Origin of the sequence: Streptomyces tubercidicus (assembly GCF_027497495.1) — a bacterium.
GTDB lineage: Bacteria > Actinomycetota > Actinomycetes > Streptomycetales > Streptomycetaceae > Streptomyces > Streptomyces tubercidicus.
The window spans coordinates 7541282-7564250 of record NZ_CP114205.1; the positions used below are offsets into that span (position 1 = coordinate 7541282).

At 72.2% G+C, this 22969-nt stretch carries 19 protein-coding genes; 6 read left to right on the forward strand and 13 right to left on the reverse strand.

Annotation, left to right across the window (positions count from 1 at the left end; genetic code table 11):
* Window positions 1-24: 24 nt before the first annotated feature.
* The 3 genes from STRTU_RS33050 to STRTU_RS33060 all read right to left on the reverse strand — a co-directional run bounded on the left by STRTU_RS33050 (window position 25) and on the right by STRTU_RS33060 (window position 5504).
* Entirely contained in the window at window positions 25-522 is a 498-nt protein-coding gene (locus tag STRTU_RS33050; RefSeq protein WP_159748756.1) for a DUF6328 family protein, read from the reverse strand.
* The gene (locus tag STRTU_RS33055; protein WP_159748757.1) at window positions 519-3077 is read right to left on the reverse strand and encodes an ATP-dependent Clp protease ATP-binding subunit; all 2559 of its coding nucleotides are present in this window, start codon (window positions 3075-3077) and stop codon (window positions 519-521) included. The genes STRTU_RS33050 and STRTU_RS33055 overlap by 4 nt, the downstream gene beginning before the upstream one ends.
* 195 nt (window positions 3078-3272) lie before the next feature.
* Window positions 3273-5504: an FUSC family protein gene (locus STRTU_RS33060; RefSeq protein WP_159748758.1), complete on the reverse strand. Its 2232-nt coding sequence runs from the start codon at window positions 5502-5504 to the stop codon at window positions 3273-3275.
* Window positions 5505-5760: 256 nt separating this feature from the next.
* On the opposite strand from STRTU_RS33060, the gene STRTU_RS33065 reads away from it, so the two are divergent.
* Window positions 5761-6438: a PadR family transcriptional regulator gene (locus STRTU_RS33065; RefSeq protein WP_246241583.1), complete on the forward strand. Its 678-nt coding sequence runs from the start codon at window positions 5761-5763 to the stop codon at window positions 6436-6438.
* A gap of 60 nt (window positions 6439-6498) precedes the next feature.
* Here STRTU_RS33065 and STRTU_RS33070 read toward each other — a convergent pair whose 3' ends face one another.
* Together STRTU_RS33070 and STRTU_RS33075 are read right to left on the reverse strand one after the other, a co-directional pair.
* Entirely contained in the window at window positions 6499-7482 is a 984-nt protein-coding gene (locus STRTU_RS33070) for an acyl-CoA dehydrogenase family protein (protein ID WP_159748760.1), read from the reverse strand.
* Window positions 7482-8687: an acyl-CoA dehydrogenase family protein gene (locus STRTU_RS33075; RefSeq protein WP_159748761.1), complete on the reverse strand. Its 1206-nt coding sequence runs from the start codon at window positions 8685-8687 to the stop codon at window positions 7482-7484. Before STRTU_RS33075 ends, STRTU_RS33070 begins: the two co-directional genes overlap by 1 nt.
* Before the next feature lie 225 nt (window positions 8688-8912).
* Between STRTU_RS33075 and STRTU_RS33080 the strand changes: the two genes are divergently transcribed.
* Both STRTU_RS33080 and STRTU_RS33085 read left to right on the forward strand, forming a co-directional pair.
* Window positions 8913-9695 carry an SDR family oxidoreductase gene (locus STRTU_RS33080; protein ID WP_159748762.1) on the forward strand — a complete coding sequence of 261 codons (783 nt, stop codon included), beginning with the start codon at window positions 8913-8915 and terminating at the stop codon, window positions 9693-9695.
* A 131-nt stretch (window positions 9696-9826) separates the two neighbouring features.
* Window positions 9827-10984 (forward strand): acetyl-CoA C-acetyltransferase, encoded by a 1158-nt coding sequence (locus tag STRTU_RS33085; RefSeq protein WP_159748763.1) that lies wholly within the window; start codon window positions 9827-9829, stop codon window positions 10982-10984.
* 88 nt (window positions 10985-11072) lie between these two features.
* Here STRTU_RS33085 and STRTU_RS33090 read toward each other — a convergent pair whose 3' ends face one another.
* Genes STRTU_RS33090 through STRTU_RS33105 form a run of 4 tightly spaced genes read right to left on the reverse strand, consistent with a single transcriptional unit; the run spans window position 11073 to window position 14499 of the window.
* Window positions 11073-12128, reverse strand: coding sequence for an NAD(P)H-dependent flavin oxidoreductase (locus STRTU_RS33090; RefSeq protein WP_159749851.1), 1056 nt, complete (start codon window positions 12126-12128; stop codon window positions 11073-11075).
* Window positions 12129-12142: 14 nt separating this feature from the next.
* Entirely contained in the window at window positions 12143-12886 is a 744-nt protein-coding gene (locus tag STRTU_RS33095; RefSeq protein WP_159748764.1) for a CoA-transferase subunit beta, read from the reverse strand.
* A complete protein-coding gene (locus tag STRTU_RS33100; protein WP_159748765.1) occupies window positions 12883-13722 on the reverse strand; it encodes a CoA transferase subunit A in 840 nt (279 codons plus the stop codon). The genes STRTU_RS33095 and STRTU_RS33100 overlap by 4 nt, the downstream gene beginning before the upstream one ends.
* 3 nt (window positions 13723-13725) lie before the next feature.
* Window positions 13726-14499, reverse strand: coding sequence for an enoyl-CoA hydratase family protein (locus STRTU_RS33105; protein WP_159748766.1), 774 nt, complete (start codon window positions 14497-14499; stop codon window positions 13726-13728).
* An 82-nt stretch (window positions 14500-14581) separates the two neighbouring features.
* On the opposite strand from STRTU_RS33105, the gene STRTU_RS33110 reads away from it, so the two are divergent.
* Window positions 14582-15391 carry an SDR family oxidoreductase gene (locus STRTU_RS33110; protein ID WP_159748767.1) on the forward strand — a complete coding sequence of 270 codons (810 nt, stop codon included), beginning with the start codon at window positions 14582-14584 and terminating at the stop codon, window positions 15389-15391.
* Between the two features lie 5 nt (window positions 15392-15396).
* On the opposite strand, the gene STRTU_RS33115 is transcribed toward STRTU_RS33110, so the two are convergent.
* A complete protein-coding gene (locus STRTU_RS33115; protein WP_159743809.1) occupies window positions 15397-16599 on the reverse strand; it encodes an IS110 family RNA-guided transposase in 1203 nt (400 codons plus the stop codon).
* Window positions 16600-16835: 236 nt separating this feature from the next.
* Here STRTU_RS33115 and STRTU_RS33120 point away from each other — a divergent pair, with 236 nt between their 5' ends.
* Complete coding sequence (locus STRTU_RS33120) at window positions 16836-17765, forward strand: SDR family oxidoreductase (RefSeq protein ID WP_159748768.1); 930 nt, start codon at window positions 16836-16838, stop codon at window positions 17763-17765.
* 51 nt (window positions 17766-17816) lie between these two features.
* Here STRTU_RS33120 and STRTU_RS33125 read toward each other — a convergent pair whose 3' ends face one another.
* Both STRTU_RS33125 and STRTU_RS33130 read right to left on the reverse strand, forming a co-directional pair.
* A complete protein-coding gene (locus STRTU_RS33125; RefSeq protein ID WP_159748769.1) occupies window positions 17817-18599 on the reverse strand; it encodes a uracil-DNA glycosylase in 783 nt (260 codons plus the stop codon).
* A gap of 9 nt (window positions 18600-18608) precedes the next feature.
* A complete protein-coding gene (locus STRTU_RS33130; protein ID WP_159748770.1) occupies window positions 18609-20006 on the reverse strand; it encodes an aminopeptidase P family protein in 1398 nt (465 codons plus the stop codon).
* Window positions 20007-20147: 141 nt separating this feature from the next.
* On the opposite strand from STRTU_RS33130, the gene STRTU_RS33135 reads away from it, so the two are divergent.
* Window positions 20148-22490, forward strand: coding sequence for a collagenase (locus tag STRTU_RS33135; protein ID WP_159748771.1), 2343 nt, complete (start codon window positions 20148-20150; stop codon window positions 22488-22490).
* Here the strand turns inward: STRTU_RS33135 and STRTU_RS33140 are convergent.
* Window positions 22462-22875 carry an STAS domain-containing protein gene (locus tag STRTU_RS33140; RefSeq protein WP_159748772.1) on the reverse strand — a complete coding sequence of 138 codons (414 nt, stop codon included), beginning with the start codon at window positions 22873-22875 and terminating at the stop codon, window positions 22462-22464. The two genes, STRTU_RS33135 and STRTU_RS33140, sit on opposite strands and share 29 nt — an antisense overlap.
* Window positions 22876-22969 lie beyond the last annotated feature (94 nt).

Here is a 22969-nt window from a genome sequence, read left to right on the forward strand (position 1 = left end):
GCCCGCGCCCTTGCCCGACCGGGGTCAGTCCTTCGTCGAGTAGTGGTGCAGCACCCAGGCGGGCAGCGCGAACCAGCAGAGCATGAACCAGGCGACGAGCCCGGCGACGATCCAGGGGACGGCCTCGTCGTCCATGGCGATGCGCAGGATCAGCAGCAGTGCGGAGGTGACCGTCGCCAGCAGGAGGACCACCCCGACCAGGGCCAGCCGCGCGGCCCAGAACACCGTCTCCGGCTTCAGCCGGTGACCGGCGACCAGCCGGTGGAAGGTCACCGTCCCGATCAGCGCGCCGGTCGTGGCCGCCCCCAGCAGGACCGTCACCACATAGATCGTCTGGTCCGTCTGACTGAGCGTGGCGAAGCGCGGCATGAAGACGACGGTCAGCAGAAAGGCGAAGAGGATCTGCACGCCGGTCTGGAGGACCCGCACCTCTTGCAGCAGTTCGTTCCACCGCCGGTCGGCACGCTCTTCCGGCGACTCATGACGCCCCTCGGAGGTGTCCCGCGGGCCCAGGGGGCTCACCCGGACTCCTGCGGCTTCTCTCCGGTATGGAACGCCAGCTCGTTGTTCTCCACCGCTATCCGCACCTCGTCCCCGGACGTCAGCGCACCGTCGAGCAGCAGCCGAGAGAGCATGTTGTCGATCTCGCGCTGAATGGTGCGCCGCAGCGGCCGGGCCCCGTATTCGGGCTGGTGGCCGCGGTGGGTGAGCCAGTCCACGGCGCCGGGGGTGAACTCCACCGCGATGTCCTGCGCGTGCAGCCTGCGGCGGGTCCCGTCGAGCAGCAGCCCGGTGATCTGGCGCAGCTGATCGTCGGTGAGCCGGCGGAAGACGATGATCTCGTCGAGCCGGTTCAGGAACTCCGGGCGGAAGTGTTCGCGCAGGGAACTCAGCGCCCGTTCCCGCGCACCGTCGCCGGCCTCCGCCCCCGAGATGTCCGGGCCGAAGCCGAGCACCCCGCGGCCGCCGCCGAGCGCGTCGGAGCCGAGGTTGCTGGTCATCACGATGACGGTGTTCTTGAAGTCGACCATACGGCCCTGGGAGTCCGTCAGATGCCCGTCGTCGAGAACCTGCAGCAGAATGTTGAAGACATCGGGATGCGCCTTCTCCACCTCGTCGAGCAGCAGCAGCGAATAGGGATGGTGCCGCACCGCCTCGGTGAGCTGGCCCGCGTCCTCATGGCCGACGTACCCCGGGGGCGCGCCCACCAGCCGGCTGACGGTGTGCCGCTCCTGATACTCGCTCATGTCCAGCCGCACCATGCGCTCCTCGGTGCCGAACAGCGCCTCGGCGAGCGCGCGGGCCAGTTCGGTCTTGCCCACGCCGGTCGGGCCGAGGAAGAGGAAGCTGCCGATCGGGCGGTCGGGGTCGGAGAGTCCGGCCCGTGAGCGCAGGATCGCATCGGAGACGGCCGTGACCGCGTCATCCTGTCCGATCACCCGGGTGTGCAGCTGTTCCGCCAGCTTGAGCAGCCGCTCCTTCTCCTCCTGGGTCAGACTGCTCACCGGCACACCGGTCTGCCGCGACACGATCTCCGCGATGTCCTCCGCGGTGACCTGCACGATGTGGCAGTCGTTCGGCGGCTCCGGCTGACCGGCCTCGATCCGGGCGGTGAGGTCGGCGATCCGGTCCCGCAGCTCGGTGGCCCGCTCGTACTGCTCCGCGGCGACCGCCTGGTCCTTGTCCCTGACCAGCTGCTCCACCTCGCGCTCCAGATCGCGGACGTCGGTGGCCTTGGCGCCCGAACGGAGCCGGACCCGGGCGCCCGCCTGGTCGAGCAGATCGATCGCCTTGTCGGGGAGGAAGCGGTGGGCGATATAGCGGTCCGACAGCTCGACCGCCGCCACCAGCGCCTCGTTCGTGTAGCGCACCTGGTGATGCGCTTCGTAGCGGTCCTGGAGTCCGCGCAGGATCTCCACCGTGTCGGAGACGCTCGGCTCGGGCACCAGGATGGGCTGGAAGCGCCGGGCGAGCGCGGCGTCCTTCTCGATGTGCCGCCGGTACTCCTCCAGCGTGCTGGCGCCGATGACATGCAGTTCCCCGCGCGCGAGGGCGGGCTTGAGCATATTGCTCGCCTCCAGGGAACCGCCGTCGCCGCTGCCGCCACCGGCCCCGACGACCGTGTGGAGTTCATCGATGAAGACGATCAGCGACTCGGAGTGCGCGCGGACCTCCTCGATGATGGCGTTCATCCGCTCCTCGAAGTCGCCGCGGTAGCGGGTCCCGGCGACGACGGCCGTCAGGTCCAGCGCGACCACCCGCCGCCCCGCCAGGGTTTCCGGCACGTCCCCGTCGGCGAGGCGCTGGGCCAGCCCCTCCACGATCGCGGTCTTGCCGACCCCCGCGTCCCCGACCAGCACCGGGTTGTTCTTGCCCCGGCGGGAGAGCACCTCGATGGTCTGCTCGATCTCCTCCTCCCGGCCGATGACCGGGTCGATCCGGCCCGCGCGGGCCAGGTCGGTCAGATCGCGGCTGTATTTGTCGAGCGTCGGGGTGTCGTGCTTCGGTACGGCGCTGTGCTCGGAGCCCGCGTGCGCGCCGCCGTGCCCGCCCTGCGGGGTGGCGTGCGGCTCGAAGTGGGCGAGGTTGAGAATGCGCCCCGCCGCCGAGTCCGGATTGGCCGCCAGGGCGTCCAGCACATGCTCCGGGCCGATGTACGAGGCGCCGTTGTCCCGGGCCAGGTCGTGCGCGCTCAGCAGGGCCCGCTTGACCGCGGGCGTCACGGCCACACTGGACTGTTTCGGGCCCGACCCGGCGGCGCGGTCGATCTCGGCCGCCAGCGCATCGGGGTCCGCCCCCGCCTGCTGCAGCATGCTGCGGGTCGGCTCGGAGGCCAGGGCGGCCCGCAGCAGATGCTCGGTGCCGAGCTCGGGACTGCCGTGCTCGGCGGCGTAGGCGGCTGCGGAGGTCACCAGATCCCGGGCGGGCGCGCTCATCATCCGCGCGATGTCCGCCTGCCGGGGCATGTGCTGGCCCTGCTCGCCGCCCCCGGACTGCCCGGAACCGAAGAAGCGCGCGAGGAAGTCACCGAACGGGTCCGGGCCGTAACCCTCCGGACCCATGAATCCATTGCTCATGTGCGTCCGTTCCGCTGTCACGGCGGTACCGCGACATGCTGCCTGGTCGGGTGCCTTGTGCAGGTACCACGTACTCCTGCCTGCCGGGTGCCCGGGAGACGCGCCGCGACACGTCGTACGCGACTCCACTGCTTCAGGATCAGGGCCAGCAACTCCATCCGCACCCGGGCGGCCGGAGCCGGGGCGGCCCCGGCGTCACATCTCCTTGTGGAGACGGGTCAGATCGCTGGTGAGGGCGTCGAGCCAGATCACCGAGTCGAGGAGCAGGGCGGCGGAGACCGCACCGGTCTCCCGCGCCGGGCTGTGGCGCGGGATGCCCGGAGCGACCGCCAACAGGGCGCGGATGTCCAGCGGTTGCGGGTCGTCCCGGGGTGTGCCGCGGTCCGTGCCGAGGTGGTGGGCCAGGGACAGGTAGTCGGCCGCCGTCCGGTCGGCCGCCTGCCGCAGCCAGGCGCCGACCTCCGGCGAGGCGATCCGGCCGGGACGGTCGGGCAGCAGCCGCTCACCGCGCCGCGCGTCCCGCCCGGCGACCAGCAGCGTGGGCCAGTCCGGCTGTACGCCGTCCTCCCGCGGCTCGGACTGGTACTGGGCCAGGCTCTCCTGCGCGAGGCCGAGGGCACGGTTGAGGGCGAAGAGATCGGTGCTGCCGGAGCGTTCGACGACCTGTGCGGTGGTGTGCCCGATGGCGTCGGCGATGGCCGAGCACAGTCCCGCCATGCTGCGGCGCAGCTCGCTGCCCGCGCCCCGTGGCCAGGCCACCAGCCCGCAGCCCAGCCCGATGACGCTGCCGACCAGCACATCCACCAGCCGGACCGGCGCCAGCTGCCAGGTGACGGGGGAGACCTGAGCGAACAGCGTCGCCACGACCAGTGTGAAGCCGCCCTGCGCCCAGGCCAGCCCGCGCAACGGCCCCGCGGTGAACGCCACCAGCATCACCACCGGCAGCACGATGGCGTACACCGTGTTCCGGTCGTGGACCAGCGCCAGCATCCCGCCGGCCAGCACCGCGCCGACCAGCGTCCCGGTCAGCGCCTGCCGGACCGCGGACCGGGTCTCCAGGCTGGTCGTACGGGTCAGCGTCAGGGTGGCGAGCAGCACCCAGAAGCCGTGCTGGAGGCCGAGCAGCCCGGCGACGGCCCGTGCCGCGGCCAGCCCGAGGGCGAACCGGCAGGCGTTCTGGAAGATCACCGAGCGGGGGGTGAGATGCATGGTCAGCCGCTGCCACCACAGCCCGAGGGGGCCGGCCCGCGCATAGGCGAAGGTGTGCCCGGCGGGGTTCCGCTCGACGGTACGGTCCCCGAGCATCAGCCGGGTGGCCAGCACGAGGACGACAGCGCAGTCGGCGGCCTGCACCACCTGCGTCCGTCGGCGCAGATAGACCAGCCGGTCATCGGTGCTGAGCCGCTCCAGGGTGTCCACCGCCCGGTGGGCGCGGACCGGGGTCAGCTCCTCCTGGAGGGCGGTGGCGGACGGTCCCTCACCGGGCCGCAGCCGCTTCCGCCGCTGCCGCAGCGCGACGGCCGCCCCGCGGGCGGCGGTGCTGATGCCCTCCAGCAGCGCCACCGTCTCCGGGTGGAACCGCTGCTGCGGCCCGGCCTCGCAGTGCAGGGCGTCCAGCTGCGCCAGCAGGGTGCGGACGGCCTCGGCGGCGTGCGCCATGGCCTTGTGGGCGAGGGTGGGGGAGGCGGGCCGTACGGCGGGTGGCACACAGGTGGGACGCAGCGCCTCCCCGGCCGCCCGCGCCTCGGCGAGCGCCTGTACGGGAGGGGGCCCGCCACGGTGGTCGGCCAGCCGCGCGGCCGCGTCGGCGGCGTCGGCGAGCAGCCGCCGGAAGGACGGAGTGTCCGGTACGGGCAGCAGGAAGCGCTGGACCAGGGCGAGCAGCAGCGCCCCCAGCAGGAAGCCGGACAACCGCTGGACCAGGGTGTCCGGGGCGTACGGCGGGAAACACGGCAGGATGTAGAGCAGCTGCATCCCCGGCGCCGCACCGGCGATCCGCGGGCCGGTGGTGCCCGCATACGCCACCATGAAGCCGATGACGAGCATGCCGACGACGGCGGCCCAGGTCTGGACGGCGAGCAGGGTGCCCAGCGTGACCAGCGCGAGTCCGGCGGGGATCGCGGTCAGGACGGTCGTCGCGCGCTGCCGCCCGGACCCGGGGATCCGGGCGAGCGCACCGAGAGACACCACGGTGAAGGTGGCGTAGACGGACATGACGGCCAGGCCGAGCCCGTAGCGGCAGAAATAGAAGGCGGCACAGGAGGCGGTCGTCACCTGGACGGCGTTGCCGACCACCGTGCGGTGGCCCCGCAGTCCGTGCCTGACGTGCTCCATCAGGTAGCGCAGCCTGCGCAGCCCGGCCCCGACGGGCCCGCCGGCCGAACGCCGCGGCCCGGACCCCGGGGAAGCTCCCTGCTGCGGGCTCACCTCTCCACTATTGGCCAGCCGGTCCGGGTCCGCACCGCGCAGCCGCCCGGCCCGGTGCCCGGCCGCCGCCGCGGCGCTGTGGCGGTGACACCTGCCACGCCCACGCCTCCCGCCCGGCGGCTCCCCGGGAGCGCCAAGACCACCTCCTGGAGGTGTTCCCCCTAGGCATACCTCTAGCAGGAATGCCAAGAAGACGGACGGGAGTTGGCGATGAGCGGTCGGGCGGGGGACGGGCGCGGACCGTAGGATGCCGCACGTGACGGAGAAGAAGGCGGACGCCACGGACACCGCGGACACCGGCGATGCCGGGCGACCGGCGCTGCCGGCGACCAGTTGGGCGGTGCTGGGGCTGCTGTCCTTCGGTGAGGAGCTGTCCGGCTACGACCTGAAGAAATGGTCCGACTCGTCGCTGCGCCTCTTCTACTGGAGTCCGTCCTTCAGCCAGATCTACGGTGAGTTGAAGCGTCTGGAGAAGGTCGGTTACGTCACCGCGCGGATGGTCGCCCAGGAGACCGGCAACCGCGACAAGCGGGTCTATGTGATCACCGACGCGGGGATGGCGGCGGTGCGTCACTGGGCGCGCGAGGCGCCCGTGGAGCCTCCTGTCCTCAAACACGGCGTGATGCTGCGGATGTGGCTGGGGCATCTGCTGGAGACCGACCGGATGCGGGACGTCCTGGGCCGGCACCGGGCGTACGCGGAGACCATGCGGCAGCGCGCCGAGGTGGACGTCGCGGACGCCCACGGCGAGGACGGCCACAGCGCGGATCCCCACGGCGCGGACCCCCACGGGGAGGAGTCCTGGGCCTATCCCGCCCTCGTCCTGAAGTGGTCGGAGCGCTACTACGCCGCCGAACGGGACCTGGCCGACGCCATGTTGGCCGACCTTGCTGACTTGGACGACCTGGACGAGCGGGATCGCCGCCGCCTTTAGTGCGTGGCGCGGAACGGGGCGATGCCGGCCCCCCCGCCAGCCCGCCAGCCCGTCAGCCCGTCAGCCCGTCAGAACGCGGGCACGGCAGTCGGCCGGCGTGCCCCAGGCGTCGCGCAGCGGGCGGGCCTTGCGGAGCCACAGCGAGAGGTCCAGTTCCTCCGTGTAGCCGATGGCGCCGTGCAGTTGGAGTGCGGTGCGCGCCGCGGCGTACCCGGCCTCGCCCGCCGCGACCTTCGCCGCCGCCACCTCCCGGCCCGCCGACGGGGCCCCGGCCGCCAGTGCCAGCGCCGCCGCGTGCACCAGCGGCTGGGCGAACTCCAGCCCGATCAGGGTGTCCGCGAGCCGGTGCTTGACCGCCTGGAACGAGCCGATGGCCACCCCGAACTGGGTGCGCTGCTTGACGTACGACACCGTCGCCGCCAGCAGGGCGCGGCCGAGGCCGAGGGACTGTGCGGCGGTGGCCAGCCGCGCGACCTCGACGGCGTGCGCGGCGGCCGCGCTCACCGCGGGGCCCCGGGCCACCACCGTGCCGCCGAGCGGGCGGGCCGGTCGCCGGGCCGGGTCGAGGGAGGTCTGCACCGGCCCATGGGCCTCCGTACGGCACACCGTGTCACCCCGCACGACGAGGACGGCATCGGCGGCATCGGCGTCCAGGGCGTACGGCTCCGCCCCGGCGCACAGGCTGACCACGGCCCCGCCCGCGGCGATCCGCGGCAGCCATTCCCCGGCCACCGGCTCCCCGCCGAGCCGCTCCAGGAACGCGGCCGCCGCCACCGTCTCCACCAGCGGCCCCGGCACCGCATGGCGCCCCAACTCCGCGAAGGACAGCGCCAGTTCGACCGGCAGCAGCCCGGTCCCGCCGTGCCGCTCCGGAACGGCGAGCCCGAACACCCCCGCGTCCGCGATCCGCGCCCACAGCGCCCGGCCAGGCCGGTGCTCCCCGGCCGCCCAGGCCCGCGCCACGGCCGGGATGCCGGACGCCCCCAGCATGCCGTCCAGTGCCTGTGCGAACTCCCGCTGCTCATCGGTCAGGAGAAACCGCATCAACGGCGTCCCTTCGGCAGGCCGAGCAGCCGCTCGGCGATGATGTCGCGCTGGATCTCGTTGGTGCCGGCATAGATCGGCCCGGCGAGCGAGAAGGTGTAACCCTCGGCCCAACTCCCGTACTCGGGCGCCTCGTCGGCGTCATCGGCGAGCATCCCGTACGGGCCGAGCAGGTCCAGGGCGGTCTCGTGCAGGGCGATGTCCAGCTCGGACCAGAAGACCTTGTTCAGGCTCGACTCCGCGCCGGAGCCGTCCGCTCCGGGCTTCCCGCCATCGGGCGCGGGCCGCTCGTCGGAGGTGAGCCGGGAGGCATGGGCGTAGGTGAAGAGCTGATAGGCGCGGGCGCCGATCAGCGCGTCGGCCACCCGGTCGCCGAGGGCCGGAGCGGCCCCCTCGGGGGCCTCGCGCCACAGTGCGGCCAGCCGCTCGGCGGCCGCGGTGAAGCGGCCCGGACTGCGCAGCGTCAGCCCGCGTTCCTTGCCCGCGGTGCTCATCGCGATCCGCCAGCCCTGCCCCGGCTCGCCGATCACGTCCGCATCGGGCACGAAGACCTCATCGAGGAAGAGTTCGGCGAAGGCGGGCTTGCCGTCGAGGCGGCCGATGGGGCGCACCGTCACACCCGGTGCGTCCAGCGGGAACATCAGATAGCTGAGCCCCTGGTGCGGCCGGGCGGCGTCCGGGTCGCTGCGGAACAGCCCGAAGGCGCGGTCGGCGAACGCGGCCCGGGACGACCAGGTCTTCTGCCCGCGCAGCAGCCAGCCGCCCTCGGTCCGTACGGCGGCCGAGCGCAGCGACGCCAGATCCGACCCCGACTCCGGCTCGGACCAGGCCTGTGCCCAGATGACCTCACCGCGCGCCATCGGGCCCAGCACACGGGTGCGTTGCTCCTCGGTGCCGTGCTCGAACAGGGTCGGGGCGAGCAGGCTGATGCCGTTCTGGCTGACCCGCCCGGGGGCGCCCGCCGCGTAGTACTCCTCCTCGAAGACCAGCCACTGCCAGAGCGAGGCGCCCCGGCCGCCGTACTCCTCGGGCCAGGAGACGACCGACCAGCGGTCCGCGGCCAGCCGCCGCTCCCACTCCCGGTGGGCGGCGAACCCTTCCGCGGTCTCCAGTGACGGCAGGGGGGAAGCGGGTACGTGGTCGGCCAGCCAGTCACGGGCCTCCGCCCTGAACTCCTCCTCGGTGGCGGTGAATTCGAGGTCCATCAGGCGCCCGCCTCCGGTGGCCGGGGGAGCGGTCCGCCGGGCGGGGGCGTCTTGTCGTGGGCAGCGGGCATCGCCATCGCGCTCCTTCTCTAACAAGTGTTTGGTAGGTTAACGTAGCGCCATGAGCAGCGTCGAGGCCCCACCGCCCGCGAGTGCCCGCGCTGTTCCGCGACCGGACCGCCCGGACCCGGACCGGCCTGGAGACCATCCGCTGGAGGCTCGCGTATGACACCGCCCCCGTACGTGCCCGGCCACCATCTGCTCGACGGCCGGACCGCCGTCATCACCGCGGCCGCCGGATCCGGCATCGGCGGCGCCACCGCCCGCAGGTTCCTGGAGGAAGGCGCCCGCGTCGTCATCGGTGATGCCCATGCGCGCCGGCTGAAGGAGACCGCCGCCGCGCTCGCCGCGGAGTTCGGGGAGGCGAAGGTGGCCGCCCTGCCCTGCGATGTCACTGACGAGGACCAGGTCAACGCCCTGCTGGAGCTGGCGGAAGAGCACCACGGCCGGCTCGACATCGTGGTCAACAACGCCGGGCTCGGCGGCACCGCCGACCTCGTCGAGATGACCGACGAGCAGTGGAGCAGGGTCCTCGATGTGACGCTGAACGGCACGTTCCGCTGCACCCGCGCGGCCCTGCGCCGCATGCGGGCCACCGGCAGCGGCGGGGTGATCGTCAACAACGCCTCCGTCGTCGGCTGGCGGGCCCAGCGCGGCCAGGCCCACTACGCCGCGGCCAAGGCCGGGGTGATGGCACTGACCCGCTGTGCCGCCATGGAGGCCGCGGAGTACGGCGTCCGCGTCAACGCGGTCGCGCCCAGCCTCGCCCTGCACCCGCATCTGGTGAAGGTGACCACCCCCGAGCTGCTCGCGGAGCTCACCGAGCGCGAGGCGTTCGGCCGCTACGCCGAGCCTTGGGAGGTCGCCAATGTCATCGTCTTCCTGGCCGGGGACTACGCCTCCTACATGACCGGAGAGACGGTGTCGGTCAGCTCGCAGCACGCGTGAGCCGACGGCCGGTACGTGATATCCCCCCGGCCGGTCGCCCCGCCCCGACGCGTTCGCCGCCCGCACCCGCCGACGGCAGCGCCTTGCGGAACCGACCGGCACCTCCGCAGAATCTGACCAGGGAGACCACCATGTCCGAGGCGTACATCATTGACGCGGTCCGTACCCCGGTCGGCAAGAAGGGCGGCGGGCTGTCCGCCGTTCACCCCGCCGACCTGGGCGCCCATGTACTGACGGCGCTGATGGCGCGCACCGGCGCCGATCCGGCGGCCGTCGAGGACGTCGTCTTCGGCTGTCTGGACACGGTGGGACCGCAGGCCGGGGATATCGCCCGGACGTGCTGGCTGGCCGCCGGGCTGCCCGAGGAGGTGCCGGGCGTCACCGTCGACCGCCAGTGCGGCTCCTCCCAGCAGGCCGTCCATTTCGCGGCCCAGGGTGTGCTCTCCGGTACCCAGGACCTGGTGGTCGCGGGCGGCGTACAGAACATGTCGCAGATCCCGATCGCCTTCGCCAGCCGCCAGGCCGCCGCCCCGCTGGGGCTGACCGATGGTCCGTTCGCCGGTTCCGAGGGCTGGCGGGCCCGCTACGGCGCGGCGCCCGTCAACCAGTTCCACGGCGCCGAACTCATCGCCGCCAAGTGGCAGGTCTCCCGCGAGGACATGGAAGAGTTCGCACTCGGTTCGCACCGGCGGGCAATCCGCGCCATCGACGAGGGCCGTTTCGACCGTGAGCTCATTCCGTACGGGGGCGTCACCACCGATGAGGGACCACGGCGCACGACGTCTTTGGCGAAGATGGCCGCGCTGCCGCCGGTCGTCGAGGGGGGCCGGCTGACCGCGGCGGTCTCCTCGCAGGTCTCCGACGGCGCGGCCGCCATGCTCCTGGCCTCCGAGCGGGCGGTGGCCGACCACGGCCTCACCCCGCGCGCCCGTATCCACCATCTGTCGGTGCGCGGCGAGGACCCGATCCGGATGCTGTCCGCACCGATCCCGGCGACGGCGTACGCACTGAAGAAGGCGGGCATGTCGATCGGCGATATCGACCTGACCGAGATCAATGAGGCGTTCGCACCCGTGGTACTGGCCTGGCTGAAGGAGACCGGCGCCGATCCGGAGCGGGTCAATGTCAACGGCGGCGCCATCGCCCTCGGCCATCCGCTCGGTGCGACCGGCGTCCGGCTGATGACGACGCTGCTGCACGAACTGGAGCGCACCGGCGGCCGGTTCGGGCTCCAGACCATGTGCGAGGGCGGCGGCCAGGCCAACGTCACGATCATCGAGCGGCTCTGACGGCGCCCCTTCGGTACGACGCTCCGGTGCGCCCCGAGCCGCGGCCCGGCCGGAACCCGCTCCGGCCGAGCCGCGGTGGGCGGCCCGCTCAGCCCGGCGCCTCCGGTGGCAGCCCGGTCAGCGTCCGGTGAGCCTCGGCCATGATCCGGTCGACCAGCTCCGCGCACGACGGCAGATCCTCGATCACCCCGGCGACCTGGCCGGAAGCCATCACCCCGAGATCGGTACGGCCCTCGACCATCGATGCCTTGAGCAGCATCGGTGCGTTGGCCGCGAGCAGGACCTGGCTCCAGGTGAGGTCCCTGCCATGTCTCATCGCCAGGCCGTCACGCACCATCTGGGCCCAGCTCAGACCGGACAGCTTCCGGAACGACGCGGCATGGCGCACCGCCCGGAGCAGCGCGGTGGTGCGCCCGGACCGTTCCAGGGTCTCGACCAGTTCGCTGCGCAGCATCCGGTGCGGCAGACCGTCCACCTTCGTGGTGACGGTGATGTCCTTGACGGCCGCCGCCAGATAGCGGGCCTGGACGGCCGGTGGCACGGTGCTGTCGGACGTCAGCAGAAAGCGGGTGCCCATCGCGATTCCGGCCGCACCGTAGGCCAGCGCCGCGACCAGGCCGCGGCCGTCGAAGAAACCGCCCGCGGCGATCACCGGGATCTCGACCGCGTCCACGACCTGCGGCAGCAGCACGGTGGTGGCCACATTCCCGGTGTGCCCGCCGCCCTCCCCGCCCTGTACGACGACCGCGTCCGCGCCCCAGGCCGCGACCTTCTCGGCATGGCGGCGGGCCCCGACGGACGGGATGACGACGACCCCCGCGTCCTTGAGCCGGGCGATCAGCTCCCGGGAGGGCGCCAGCGCGAATGAGGCGACCCGTACGCCCTCGTCCACGATGAGGCGCACCCGCTCCGCCGCATCCCCCGCGTCCGCCCGCAGATTGACCCCGAACGGCGCGTCCGTACGGGACGTGACCTCGCGGACCGCCGCCCGCAGCTGCTCGACGGTCATGGTGGCCGAGGCGAGGATGCCCAGGGCGCCCGCGTTGGCGGCGGCCGAGACCAGCCGGGGCCCGGCCACCCACCCCATGCCGGTCTGCACCAGGGGGTGGCGCACCCCGACGAGCCTGGTCAGCGGGGTCTCGATGCCCGTGGTGGCCGTCATGCCGGCGGCACCTCGCGGTCGCGCAGCCCGTCCGGGTCGATGACCGTACGGATCAGCCGCAGTTCCGAGGCGGTGGGCTCCCGGGTATACGGGACCTCGTCGGGCCGGGTGAGCGGGAATCCGGTGGCCGCCTGGACCTCCGCGGCCGTCACACCGGGATGGACGGAGGCCAGCCGCATGGTCCGTTCCGGCGTCTCGAAGTCGAGAACGCCGAGGTCGGAGACCACCCGCGGAATGCGGTGGTAGCGGGTCGCGGACGGGCCGGCGGCGGCCGCGCTGTCGTACCCGACCCCGCTGATCATGTCGACCCGCGCGACGAAGACCCGCTGCGAATGCTTCGGTACCCAGTAACTCACCGGATTGTTCAGGGTGTTGACGGGTGCGCCGCGTACCCCGAGGAGCTGGCGGGACGGCTGCTGCCAGTCGCCGATACAGGAGATGTTCTGGTTGCCGAAGCGGTCGAGCTGGCTCGCGCCCATCATCACATGGCGCCTGCCGCCGGTGACCATGGTGAGATGCCGGCGGTACGGCAGCCAGCCCTCGGCCGCCCCGTCGAGCCCCACCAGCATCGCCTCGCCGTCGGTGAGCAGCAGATCGGGCGCGAAGGTGCGCTTGGCGAGCCGCGCGCCGATTGACGGGATCAGGCCCATCGGGCTCGCGAGCACCTCGCCGTTGTCCCGCCAGGCGTCGGCGCAGGCGATCACGCAGTACTCGGCGCGGGTCGTGGTGGTGCTGCTCACTGCTGCTCCTCGTGCCAGGTCTGGACCGCGGACTGGTAGGTCTTCTCGTCGCCGCCCAGGAACCGTTCGGCGAACTCCGGCCAGGGCGTGGTCGCATAGAGCTTCTGGAAGGGCTCGTCACGGCCGTAGTCCGGGACACAGGAGGTGAAGTGCGCGCCGTTGGGGGCCTCCACGACCCCGGTGACCGAGTGCCGGTTCACCAGCAGCGTCTGCGGGGCCGCGGCGGCGAACCCGTCCACCAGCCGCTCGCAGGAGAGATACGCGCGGTCGGCGGCCTCGCAGAACAGATCGTCGAAGTAGGGATCAGGGCCCAGATACTGGCCGTTGCCGAGGCGGTCGGCACGGTTCAGATGGACCAGCGCGGCATCCATCCGCAGGGCCGGCATGGCGACGAAGGTCTCGCCGTCCTCGTAGGGCGAAGTGACCGTCTGCAGGCCGGGGTTGACGCGCATGACGTCCGAACCGAGACCGGCCCGTACGGGGAGGAACGGCAGCCGGTTGGCGGCGGCGTGCAGCCCCCACATGAACATCGCCTCGTCGACCTCCATCAGCTCGAACGCCCCGCGCTGACGGGCCGCGCGGAAGTGCGGTTCGAGGGGGATCGAGTCCAGGGTCGCGAACGCTGCGACCAGCTTACGGATCCGGCCCGCGGCGGCCAGCAGGCCGACATCGGGTCCGCCGTACGAGATCACGGTGAGATCGGTGATGTCGGAGCGGAGCAGCGCGCGTACCAGCGCCATCGGCTTACGGCGCGACCCCCAGCCGCCGATGCCGAGGGTCATCCCGCTGTGCAGCCGGGAGACGACCTCCTCGGCCGTCATGGTCTTGTCGGTCATCGTTCAGACCTCCTTGGCCGGTGCGCCGTCGGGCGCGCCGAAGGTGTCGCGGACGCGGTCGGCGACCCCGCTGAGGTTCGCCTCGAAGGTGAAGCCCTGCTCGTAGCGGTAACTGCGCCGGACGTCGACGGGGTCGATGCCGTTCAGGGCGGCCTTGGCGAGACGGAGCAGATTGCCGTCCTTGCGTGCGATCTCGCGCGCCAAGTCCCGTGCCGCACCGGGGAGTTCGGCGCGCGGGACGACCTTCCAGACCGAGCCGTGCGCATGCAGTTCGGCGGCGGTGGCGGTGCGCGAGGTGTAGTAGAGCGCGCGCATCAGATGCTGGGGGACCAGCCGTGCCAGATGGGTGGCCGCGCCGAGCGCGCCGCGGTCCAGCTCCGGTAGCCCGAACGTGGCGTCCTCGCTCGCCACGATCACATCCGCGTTGCCGACGAGGCCGATACCGCCGCCCAGACAGAAGCCGTGCACCGCCGCGATCACGGGTACCTCGCAGGCGTACACCGCAGAAAACGCTTCGGCGCAGCCGTGGTTGGCACCGATCAGGACACCGTGCCCACCCGCCGCGGTGTCCCGCTGCATCTCCTTGATGTCGACACCCGCGTTGAAGCCGCGGCCGGTGGCGGTCAGGACGACACAGCGGATGCCGGGGTCGTGGCCGGCCGTGCGCACCGCGTCGGCGAGGTCGTACCAGCCCTGTACGGGAAGGGCGTTGACCGGCGGGAAGTCGACGGTGATGACGGCGATGCCCTGGTCCGGTGTGGAGGTGGAGACACCCATGAGGCGATCAGCTACCTTTCCACCAAGCGTTTGTTAGGTAGCGAAGCTAGCAGCGGATCGCGCGCTGCGGGAGGGGTGCCGAATGAGCCTGACCCTCGATCTGGCGGGACGGGTCGCCGTCATCACCGGCGGCACCCGGGGCGTCGGTGCGGGTATCGCCCGTGCGTTTCTGCAGGCCGGCGCGGAGGTGGTGGTCTGCGCCCGGCGGCCGCCGGACGCCCCCGTGACCGCGGCGGGCCGCACCGCGCACTTCCGCCCCCTCGACCTGTGCGACCCGGCCGCCGTACGGGCCTTCTTCCCGCAGGTCGCGGCGGCGCACGGCCGGCTGGACTGCCTGGTCAACAACGCCGGAGGCACGCCGTACCGCCTCCTCGGCCAGACCGCCGCCGAACGGCACGCCCGGGTCGTCGAACTGAACCTCCTCGCGCCGCTGACCGCCTCGCTCGCCGCGTACGAGGTGCTGCGCGACCAACCGGCCGGGGGCTCGGTCATCATGATCGGCAGCGTCAGCGGCACCCGCCCCTCGCCCGGTACCGCCGCCTACGGCGCCGCCAAGGCGGGCCTGGAGAATCTGGCCCGCTCCATGGCCGTCGAATGGGCCCCCAGGGTCCGGGTCAACACCCTCGTCCTCGGCATGGTGCGCACCGAACTCGCCGCTCTGCACTACGGGGACGAGGCGGGCATCGCCGCCGTCGGGGCCACCGTCCCGCTCGGCCGGCTCGCCGAACCCGCCGAGATCGGCGACGCCTGCGTCTTCCTCGCCTCCGACCGTGCCGGGTATCTCACCGGCGCGAGCCTGCTCGCCCACGGCGGCGGTGAGCGCCCCGCCTTCCTCGGCGCCGCCACCGTCAACCACCCCACCACGCCCGAAGCCCCCGAGGAGTCTCAATGAACGAGTCAAGCCTGCTGCGCGACGGGCAGGGCGGGGGTGAAGACCCGGTTGTCGCGCAGAAGAGCCCACAGAACGCTGGCCCGTCGCCGAGCCAGAGCGATGACGGCCTGGACATGCTTGCAGCCCTCGCCGCGCTTCTTGAGGTAGAAGTCGCGGTTCGGCCCCTCGCGGATGATGCTGGTCTGCGCGGACATGTAGAACACCCGTCGCAGTCGGCGGCTGTAGCGCTTGGGCCGGTGCAGGTTGCCGGTCCGGCGTCCCGAGTCGCGTGGGACGGGCACGAGCCCGGCCGCGGAAGCGAGATGGCCGGCGTCCGCGTAGGCAGCAAGGTCACCTGCGGCAACGACGAACTCGGCGCCGAGTATGGGGCCCATGCCGGGCAGGGACTCGATGATCTCCGCCTGCGGATGACTGCGGAAGGTCTCGCGGATCTGCTTGTCGATCCGCTTGAGCCGGTCATCCAGGGCGAGGATCTGTGCGGCCAAGTCGGCCACGATCTGCGCGGCGACGTCCTCGCCCGGCAGCGCGGTCTGCTGGGCCTGGGCGGCTTCCAGCGCGGTCGCCGCGACGGCATCGGCACCTCGCACGCTGCGGTTGGCCAGCCATGCCGTCAGCCTGGCCCGGCCGCGGCGGCGGATCGCGGCCGGGGTCTGGTAGCCGGTCAGCAGCACCAGCGCGCCCTTGTGGCTGCTGTAGTCGAAGGCCCGCTCCAGCGCGGGGAAGACACCGGTCAGCACGTCGCGCAGGCGGTTGATCATCCGCACCCGGTCAGCCACGAGGTCGGCGCGGTGGGCGGTCAGCAGTGCGAGGTCGGCGGCCAGCTGGGCCGGCACGCCGATCACGGCGAAGTCGCGGCGATGGCGGGCGGTTTCGGCGATGACGTAGGCGTCGCGGGCGTCGGTCTTGGCCTCGCCATGGTAGGCGCCGGACATGCGGTTGACGGTGCGGCCGGGCACGTAGACGGCCTGCTGGCCGTGGGCTGCGAGCAGGGCCAGCAGCAGCGCGGAGGACGTGCCGCAGATGTCCACCGCCCAGGAGACCTCGTCCGCCAGATCGAGGATCTCGCCGAGCGCGGTCAGGATCGCCGATTCGTCGTTGTCGATCTTCTTCGACCACAGGGTCGCGCCGGTCTCGTCGACCACCGCCGCCCAGTGGTGGCCCTTGCCTGCGTCGATGCCGGCCCAGACCTGGGCCTGCCGCTTGTCCACTTGCCCCTCCTCGTTCCGCACAGCGTGCCGTCGGCCCGAGGAACACCCCACTGTCATCTCCGTAAACAGCGACCGCACAAGGCGCGCACATCTCAATCAGCAGCCAGGGCGCCCCGGAGAGCCGGACGGCCACTCCTTGGGAGCCACGACTGGCAAGCCGCCATGAGCCACATCCGGCCCTCCCGGGCCGACTAACAACTTACGGAGATCCGCCATGACGGAACAGGAGACCTGACATGACCGGCACCGGAAACCGCACCGGCATCTGCACCGGACGCGTCGCCGTCGTCACCGGAGCGGGCCGCGGTCTGGGCCGCGCCCATGCCCTGGCGCTCGCCGTGGAAGGAGCGGCGGTCGTGGTGAACGACCTCGGCGTGGCCCCCGACGGAGCCGGCGCCTCCGCCGGACCGGCCCAGCAGGTCGCCGACGAGATCCGCGCAATCGGCGGCCGGGCCGTCGCCCACACCGGCGACATCACCACCACCGACGGCGCCGCCTCGCTCATCACCACCGCCCTGGACGCCTTCGGCCGACTCGACGCCCTCGTCAACAACGCCGGGTTCCTGCGCGACCGGATGCTCGTCAATCTCGACGAGGACGACTGGGACGCCGTCATCCGCGTCCATCTCAAGGGCCACTTCCTGCCGTTGCGGCATGCCGCCGCGCACTGGCGGGCCGAGGCCAAGGCGGGCCGTACGCCCGACGCCCGGATCATCAACACCGGTTCGGGCGCCGGGCTGCTCGGCAGCGTCGGCCAGGGCAACTACTCCGCCGCGAAGGCCGGCATCATCGGCCTCACCCTCGTCGCCGCCGCCGAACTGGCCCCCTACGGCGTACAGATCAACGCCCTCGCACCGGCCGCCCGCACCCGGATGACCGAGCGGACCTTCGCCGCGACGATGGCGGCGCCCGCCGCCGGGGAGTTCGACGCGATGGCCCCGGAGAATGTCTCCCCGCTGGTGGTCTGGCTGGCCTCCGCCGACAGCGCCGGAGTCACCGGCCGGGTCTTCGAGGCCGAAGCCGGCCGGATCACCGTGATGGAGGGCTGGCGCCCCGGCCCCACCGCGGACAAGGGCACCCGCTGGACCCCCACCGAGGCGGGCGAAACCACCCGCAAGCTGCTGGCCGCCGCGGAGGCGCCGCAGCCGGTGTATGGCGCGCGGTGACCGGGGCGGGGTGAGGGCGGAGCCCGCCCCGCGCCCTCGGAGTCCGTCCGCTCACGGCGTCAGACCCGCGAGTCCGGCGGCGCGGGCCAGCAGCTCGACGAGCATCTCGGAGGTGAGTCGGCCGGTGAAGGTGTTGCGCTGGCTGGGGTGGTAGCTCCCGAGCACATGGAGCTCCCGCCGCTGACCGGTGGCGGGCAGGGTCAGCTGCACCCCGTGGCCGAAAGCGGGGCGGGGCCGGGGGAGCGGCCATCCCGTTTCGCCGAGTACGGGCAGCAGCGCCTGCCAGCCGAAGGCGCCCAGGGCGACCACCGCACGCAGGCTCGGGCTGAGCAGCTCCAGCTCCGCTGCCAGCCACGGCCGGCAGGTACGGCGCTCGGCGGGCGTCGGCCGGTTCTCCGGCGGAGCGCAGTGCACCGGCGCGGTGACCCGCACCCCGTACAGCTCCAGCCCGTCGCCCCGGCCCGTCGCCGTCGGCTGGGAGGCGAGGCCGACCGTATGCAGCGCGGCGAACAGGAAGTCCCCGGAGGCGTCCCCGGTGAACATCCGGCCGGTGCGATTGCCCCCGTGCGCGGCCGGCGCCAGCCCGACGACGGCCAGCGCCGCATCCGCCGGCCCGAACCCCGGAACGGGGCGGGCCCAGTACTCCTGCCCCCGGAACGCCGCCCGCGGCCGCGCGGCCGTCTCCTCCCGCCACCCCACCAGCCGAGGACACGCCCGGCAACGCACCAGCTCGGCGTCCATCTCCGCCAGCCCACCACACCGCCCCGCCCAATAAGCGGGAAAGCCGTTCTCGTCCGGGCCCGGCGGTGCCCCTGCTGCCCCGTCTTCCTCCATGCCTCCACGCTAGGACAGCGGCAAACCCCCCTCCAGGAGGCCGGCCATCCATTCCTCCACGCCGTCGGCCGTACGTGGCAGTGCCGAGGACATCAGCCGTGCCCCGTCCGCCGTGATGACCAGGTCGTCCTCGATGCGGATGCCGATGCCGCGTAGTTCGGGGGGCAGGGTTTCGTCGTCGGGCTGGAGGTAGAGGCCCGGTTCGACGGTGAGGACCTGGCCTTCTGCCAGGGTGCCGTCCAGGTATTGCTCGGCGCGGGCGCGGCCGCAGTCGTGTACGTCGAGGCCGAGCATATGGCCCGAACTGCAGAGGGTGTAACGCCGGTACAGGCCGCTGTCGGGGGCCAGGTCCTCCGTTGCCGGGATGGGGAGTACGCCCCAGTCGGCCAGGCCCTCGGCCAGGACGGTCGTGCAGGCGCGGTGGAAGTCGCGGAAGCTCGCCCCGGGTTTGAGGGCGGCGATGCCGGCGTCTTGGGCGGCGAGTACCAGCTCGTACACCCGGCGCTGGACGGGGGAGAAGCGGCCGGAGAGCGGGAGGGTGCGGGTGATGTCGGCGGTGTAGAGCGAGTCGGTTTCCACGCCCGCGTCGAGCAGCAGCAGTTGGCTAGGGTCGAGCGGGCCGTCGTTGCGGATCCAGTGGAGTACGCAGGCGTGGGCGCCGGCGGCGGCGATGGTCTCATAGCCCGTGCCGTTGCCCTCGGCGCGGGCGCGTAGCTGGAAGACCCCTTCGATCCAGCGTTCCCCGCGGGGATGGCGGAGGGCGGCGGGGAGGGACCGTACGACATCCTCGAAGCCGGTGACGGTGTGATCGACGGCCTGTTGGAGCCGGCTGACCTCCCAGGTGTCCTTGATCAGTCTCAATTCGCTGAGCGCGCAGGCGAGTTCGGTGTCGCGGGAGGCGTCCCGGTCGGTTCGGTGGCGTATCAGGTCGTCCAGGTGGGCGCAGCGGATGCCGGTGAGCCGCCCGGCCTCGGTGAGATCGGGGCGGCGGCCCACCCAGAACTCGCCGTATTTGCGGTCCCGGTAGAACTCCCCGCCGCTGTCCCGTGGTGAGCGGGGACGTAGGTACAGCACGGCCTCGCCGTCCGGCTCCAGCACCAGGACATGTCCCGGCTGGTCCTCGCCCGTCAGCCCGGTCAGCCAGGCGTAGGCGCTGTGGGGGCGGAAGCGGTGATCGCAGTCATGGGAGCGGACCGTCAACTCGCCTGCGGGGACGAGCAGTCGCTCGCCGGGGAAGCGGGCGGCGAGCCGGATCCGGCGGTCGGCGAAGAGCGCGAAGCCGGGGACGCGGGGGGTGTCGGCGGGGAGCGGGGTGGTGGCCCACTGGCCGGTCATGAAGTCGGCGAGGGCGTCCGAAACCGGCAAGTCATGGCTGCCGGTGTGGAGTTGGGCGGTACGCGAGGTCATGTCGACGCCTCCGGGAAAGAGGGGGTCTGAAGCCTTGTCAGTGCAATTTCACATTACTATGTTATAGGTCACATCTCGTGGAGTGAAGGCCGCTCCCCTCGCGCCCCTCACTCAACCCCCCACCCCCTCCCGGAGGTTCAGGTGTCACATACGCCTACCCCGCGCAGGATCCTGCTGGCCGCGACCCTCGTCACGGCCCTCGCCCTGCCCGTCGCCCCGTCGGTCCTCGCCGCGCCCCGCACCTCGGCCACCCCCGACCGGGGGGCCCGCGCCGAGCAGCCCGCACACCGGGCCGCGGCACCCACGCCCAACCCCTTCGACCAGGTCCAACGCCTCGCCAGAGCACCGAAGTTCACCCCGAAATCCGCATCGGCGCCCCGTTCCCGCACCGAGCGGGGCCGGATACCGGGGCCGCAGACCAGACCCGTCACCGTCCCGCACGGTCCCAGACCCGCCGTCGCCCCCTGCACCCTCGACGGCATCACGGGGCTGAGCCCCGAACGGTTCGCGGACTTCCTCGCCGACCCGGCCGTCACCGCCGACGACTGTCTGCGCACGCTCGTCTGGACCTGGGACGCCCGGCTCATCCCGGTCATGTCCGACGCCCATGTCCAGGCCGTGGCCCGTCGCATCACCGGTCTGGCCGCCGCCCACGACGGCAAGAACGGCAGCCATCTGTATGAGATGTTCACGTATCTGCACGCGGTGGCCTATCAGGACTTCTCGCACGACGAGATCGACATCACCGACGGCCCCACCGTCGACGCCATCCGCCGTGCCGTCGACGCCTTCGCCACCGCGGCCCGTACCTTCGACGTCACCCGCGCCAACGCCGACACCCTGCGCGAGGCCCTGACCGCCGCCAGCGCCCCCGGGCTGCGCCAGCATCAACTCGGCCTGATCCGCCGGGTCCTGGCGACCATGGACGCGTCCCACCCGGCCACCCACAAGGACCCGTCATGGGGGAATGCCGCCCTCGCCGCGCTCACCGTCAACTACCTGGGCGTCTACCCCGGTAACAAGGACAGCGCCTTCGTCGCCGCGGTCACCGCCGATCCCGGCTACCGGGCCGTCTTCAAGGGCTTTGTGGGCTACACCCATCTCAAGGGCACACCCAACGCCTGGGTCATCCGCGACGCCCTCAGCGAGTACGGCCGCTTCGGTGAGATCGCCACGCTCAGGCCGGGCATCATCACCGACCTCGGCGCCCTGATCCCCACCACCGTGCAGAACTACGGCGAGGGCAGCGAGCCTTGGGGCAAGGTCGCCGGCTGGCTCAACTACTTCGGGGCCTGCGCCCCGTACGGGGTGTGCAAGGCGGACATCGAAAAGCGGATCTTCCCGTACACCTACTCCTACGACAACGGCGCCATCAAGGTCCGCACCGCCCTCGACCGCGCCACCGTCGACCAGCTCTACTACGCGTCCAAGCAGGTCAAAGCCCAGTTCCACCGGGTGATCGGGACCAGTGAGCCGCTCGCCGGCGACCCCAACACCACCCTGAACATCGTGCTGTACGCCTCGCGCGCCGACTACGAGATCTACCACCCTCTGCTCACCGGCATGGCCACCAACAACGGCGGCGTCTACATCGAGCGCGGCGCCACCTTCTACACCTACCAGCGCCGCGTCCCCCAGGACTCCACCCTCACCCTCGAAGAGCTCTTCCGGCACGAGTACGTCCACTACCTGAACGGCCGGTTTGCCGTCCCCGGTTTCTTCGGTGAAGGCCCCTGGTACGAGGGCGACCGCACCACCGCCATGGACGAGGGCAGCGCCGAATTCTTCGACGGCTCGACCCGTGACGACGGGATCGCCGTACGCCGGTCGCTGGTCAAGGGCATCATCGCGGACACGGCGGGCGGCGGGCCACGGATGAGCGTCAGCCAGCTGCTGCATGCGACCTACGCCGGCGACGGCTTCCGCTTCTACAACTACGCCGGGACGTTCTTCGAGTTCCTGTGGCGCGACTACCCGGCGAAGCTCCAGGAGATGTACCGGCAACTGCGCGCCGACGACCCGGCCGGGTTCGACTCCTGGCGCAACCGTATGGGGTCCGACGCGGGGCTCCAGCAACAGTACGACGCCTTCCTCAACACCCAGATCGCCATCGTCGAGGACCTGTTCGTGCCGAAGACGGCCTACGTCCCCAACGGCTCCCTGAAACTGTCCACCCCCGCCGAGGTGCAGAGCGCCTTCACCGCCGCCACCGCAAGCCATCCCACCTGCAAGGACGGCGGCGACCCGGGCTACGGCCGGTTCCTGTGCACCGGCCGGATCACCGCCAACCTCAGCAACTCCGCCAGCCCCGACCAGGTCTTCAAGGACATGGCCGAGACGGTCGACTACTTCCTCCTCGACCGGGCCGAGCCCGCGGCGAACAACTTCGCCGATATGAACTGCTCCTTCGGCCCCACCGAGATCTGGTCCTCGGGCAAGGCCGGCACCGCGGACTTCAGCTGTGAGGGGCCGCTGCGGCGCTGACCGGCCCGTCGCATCCGGTGACGCACGGCCCGTCGTCCGCCGGGCGGGCCGTGTCCGGAGCGGCGCTGAGGATGTCGAAGCTGCCGGTGAGGCCGACGGCGTCCAGAATGCGCAGGAAGCGGGGGTCGGTGATCACCAGAGAGAGCCGGCCGCCGTGCGCACGGGTACGGCGGCGGGCGCGGCACAGCACGCCGATACCGCCGCAGTCCAGAAAGTCCACCCGCGTCAGGTCCAGCACCATGTGCGGACGGTCCCCGGCCGTCACGGGATCGAGCTCCCTGTTGGCGCGGGCCGCACTGGGGTAGTCCAGCTCACCGACGAGCGTGACGACGATCGGCACGCGCAGCGAAGGCTCCCGCCGAGGGGTCGTCGTCTGCCGCCGCATAAGTCTCACCTGTCCGCACGATTCCGGCCGGCCTCCGGGCCGCTGCCACCCATTGAAAGGCGCCGGGCACGCCGCGCAGGAGGGCCGGGCGGGC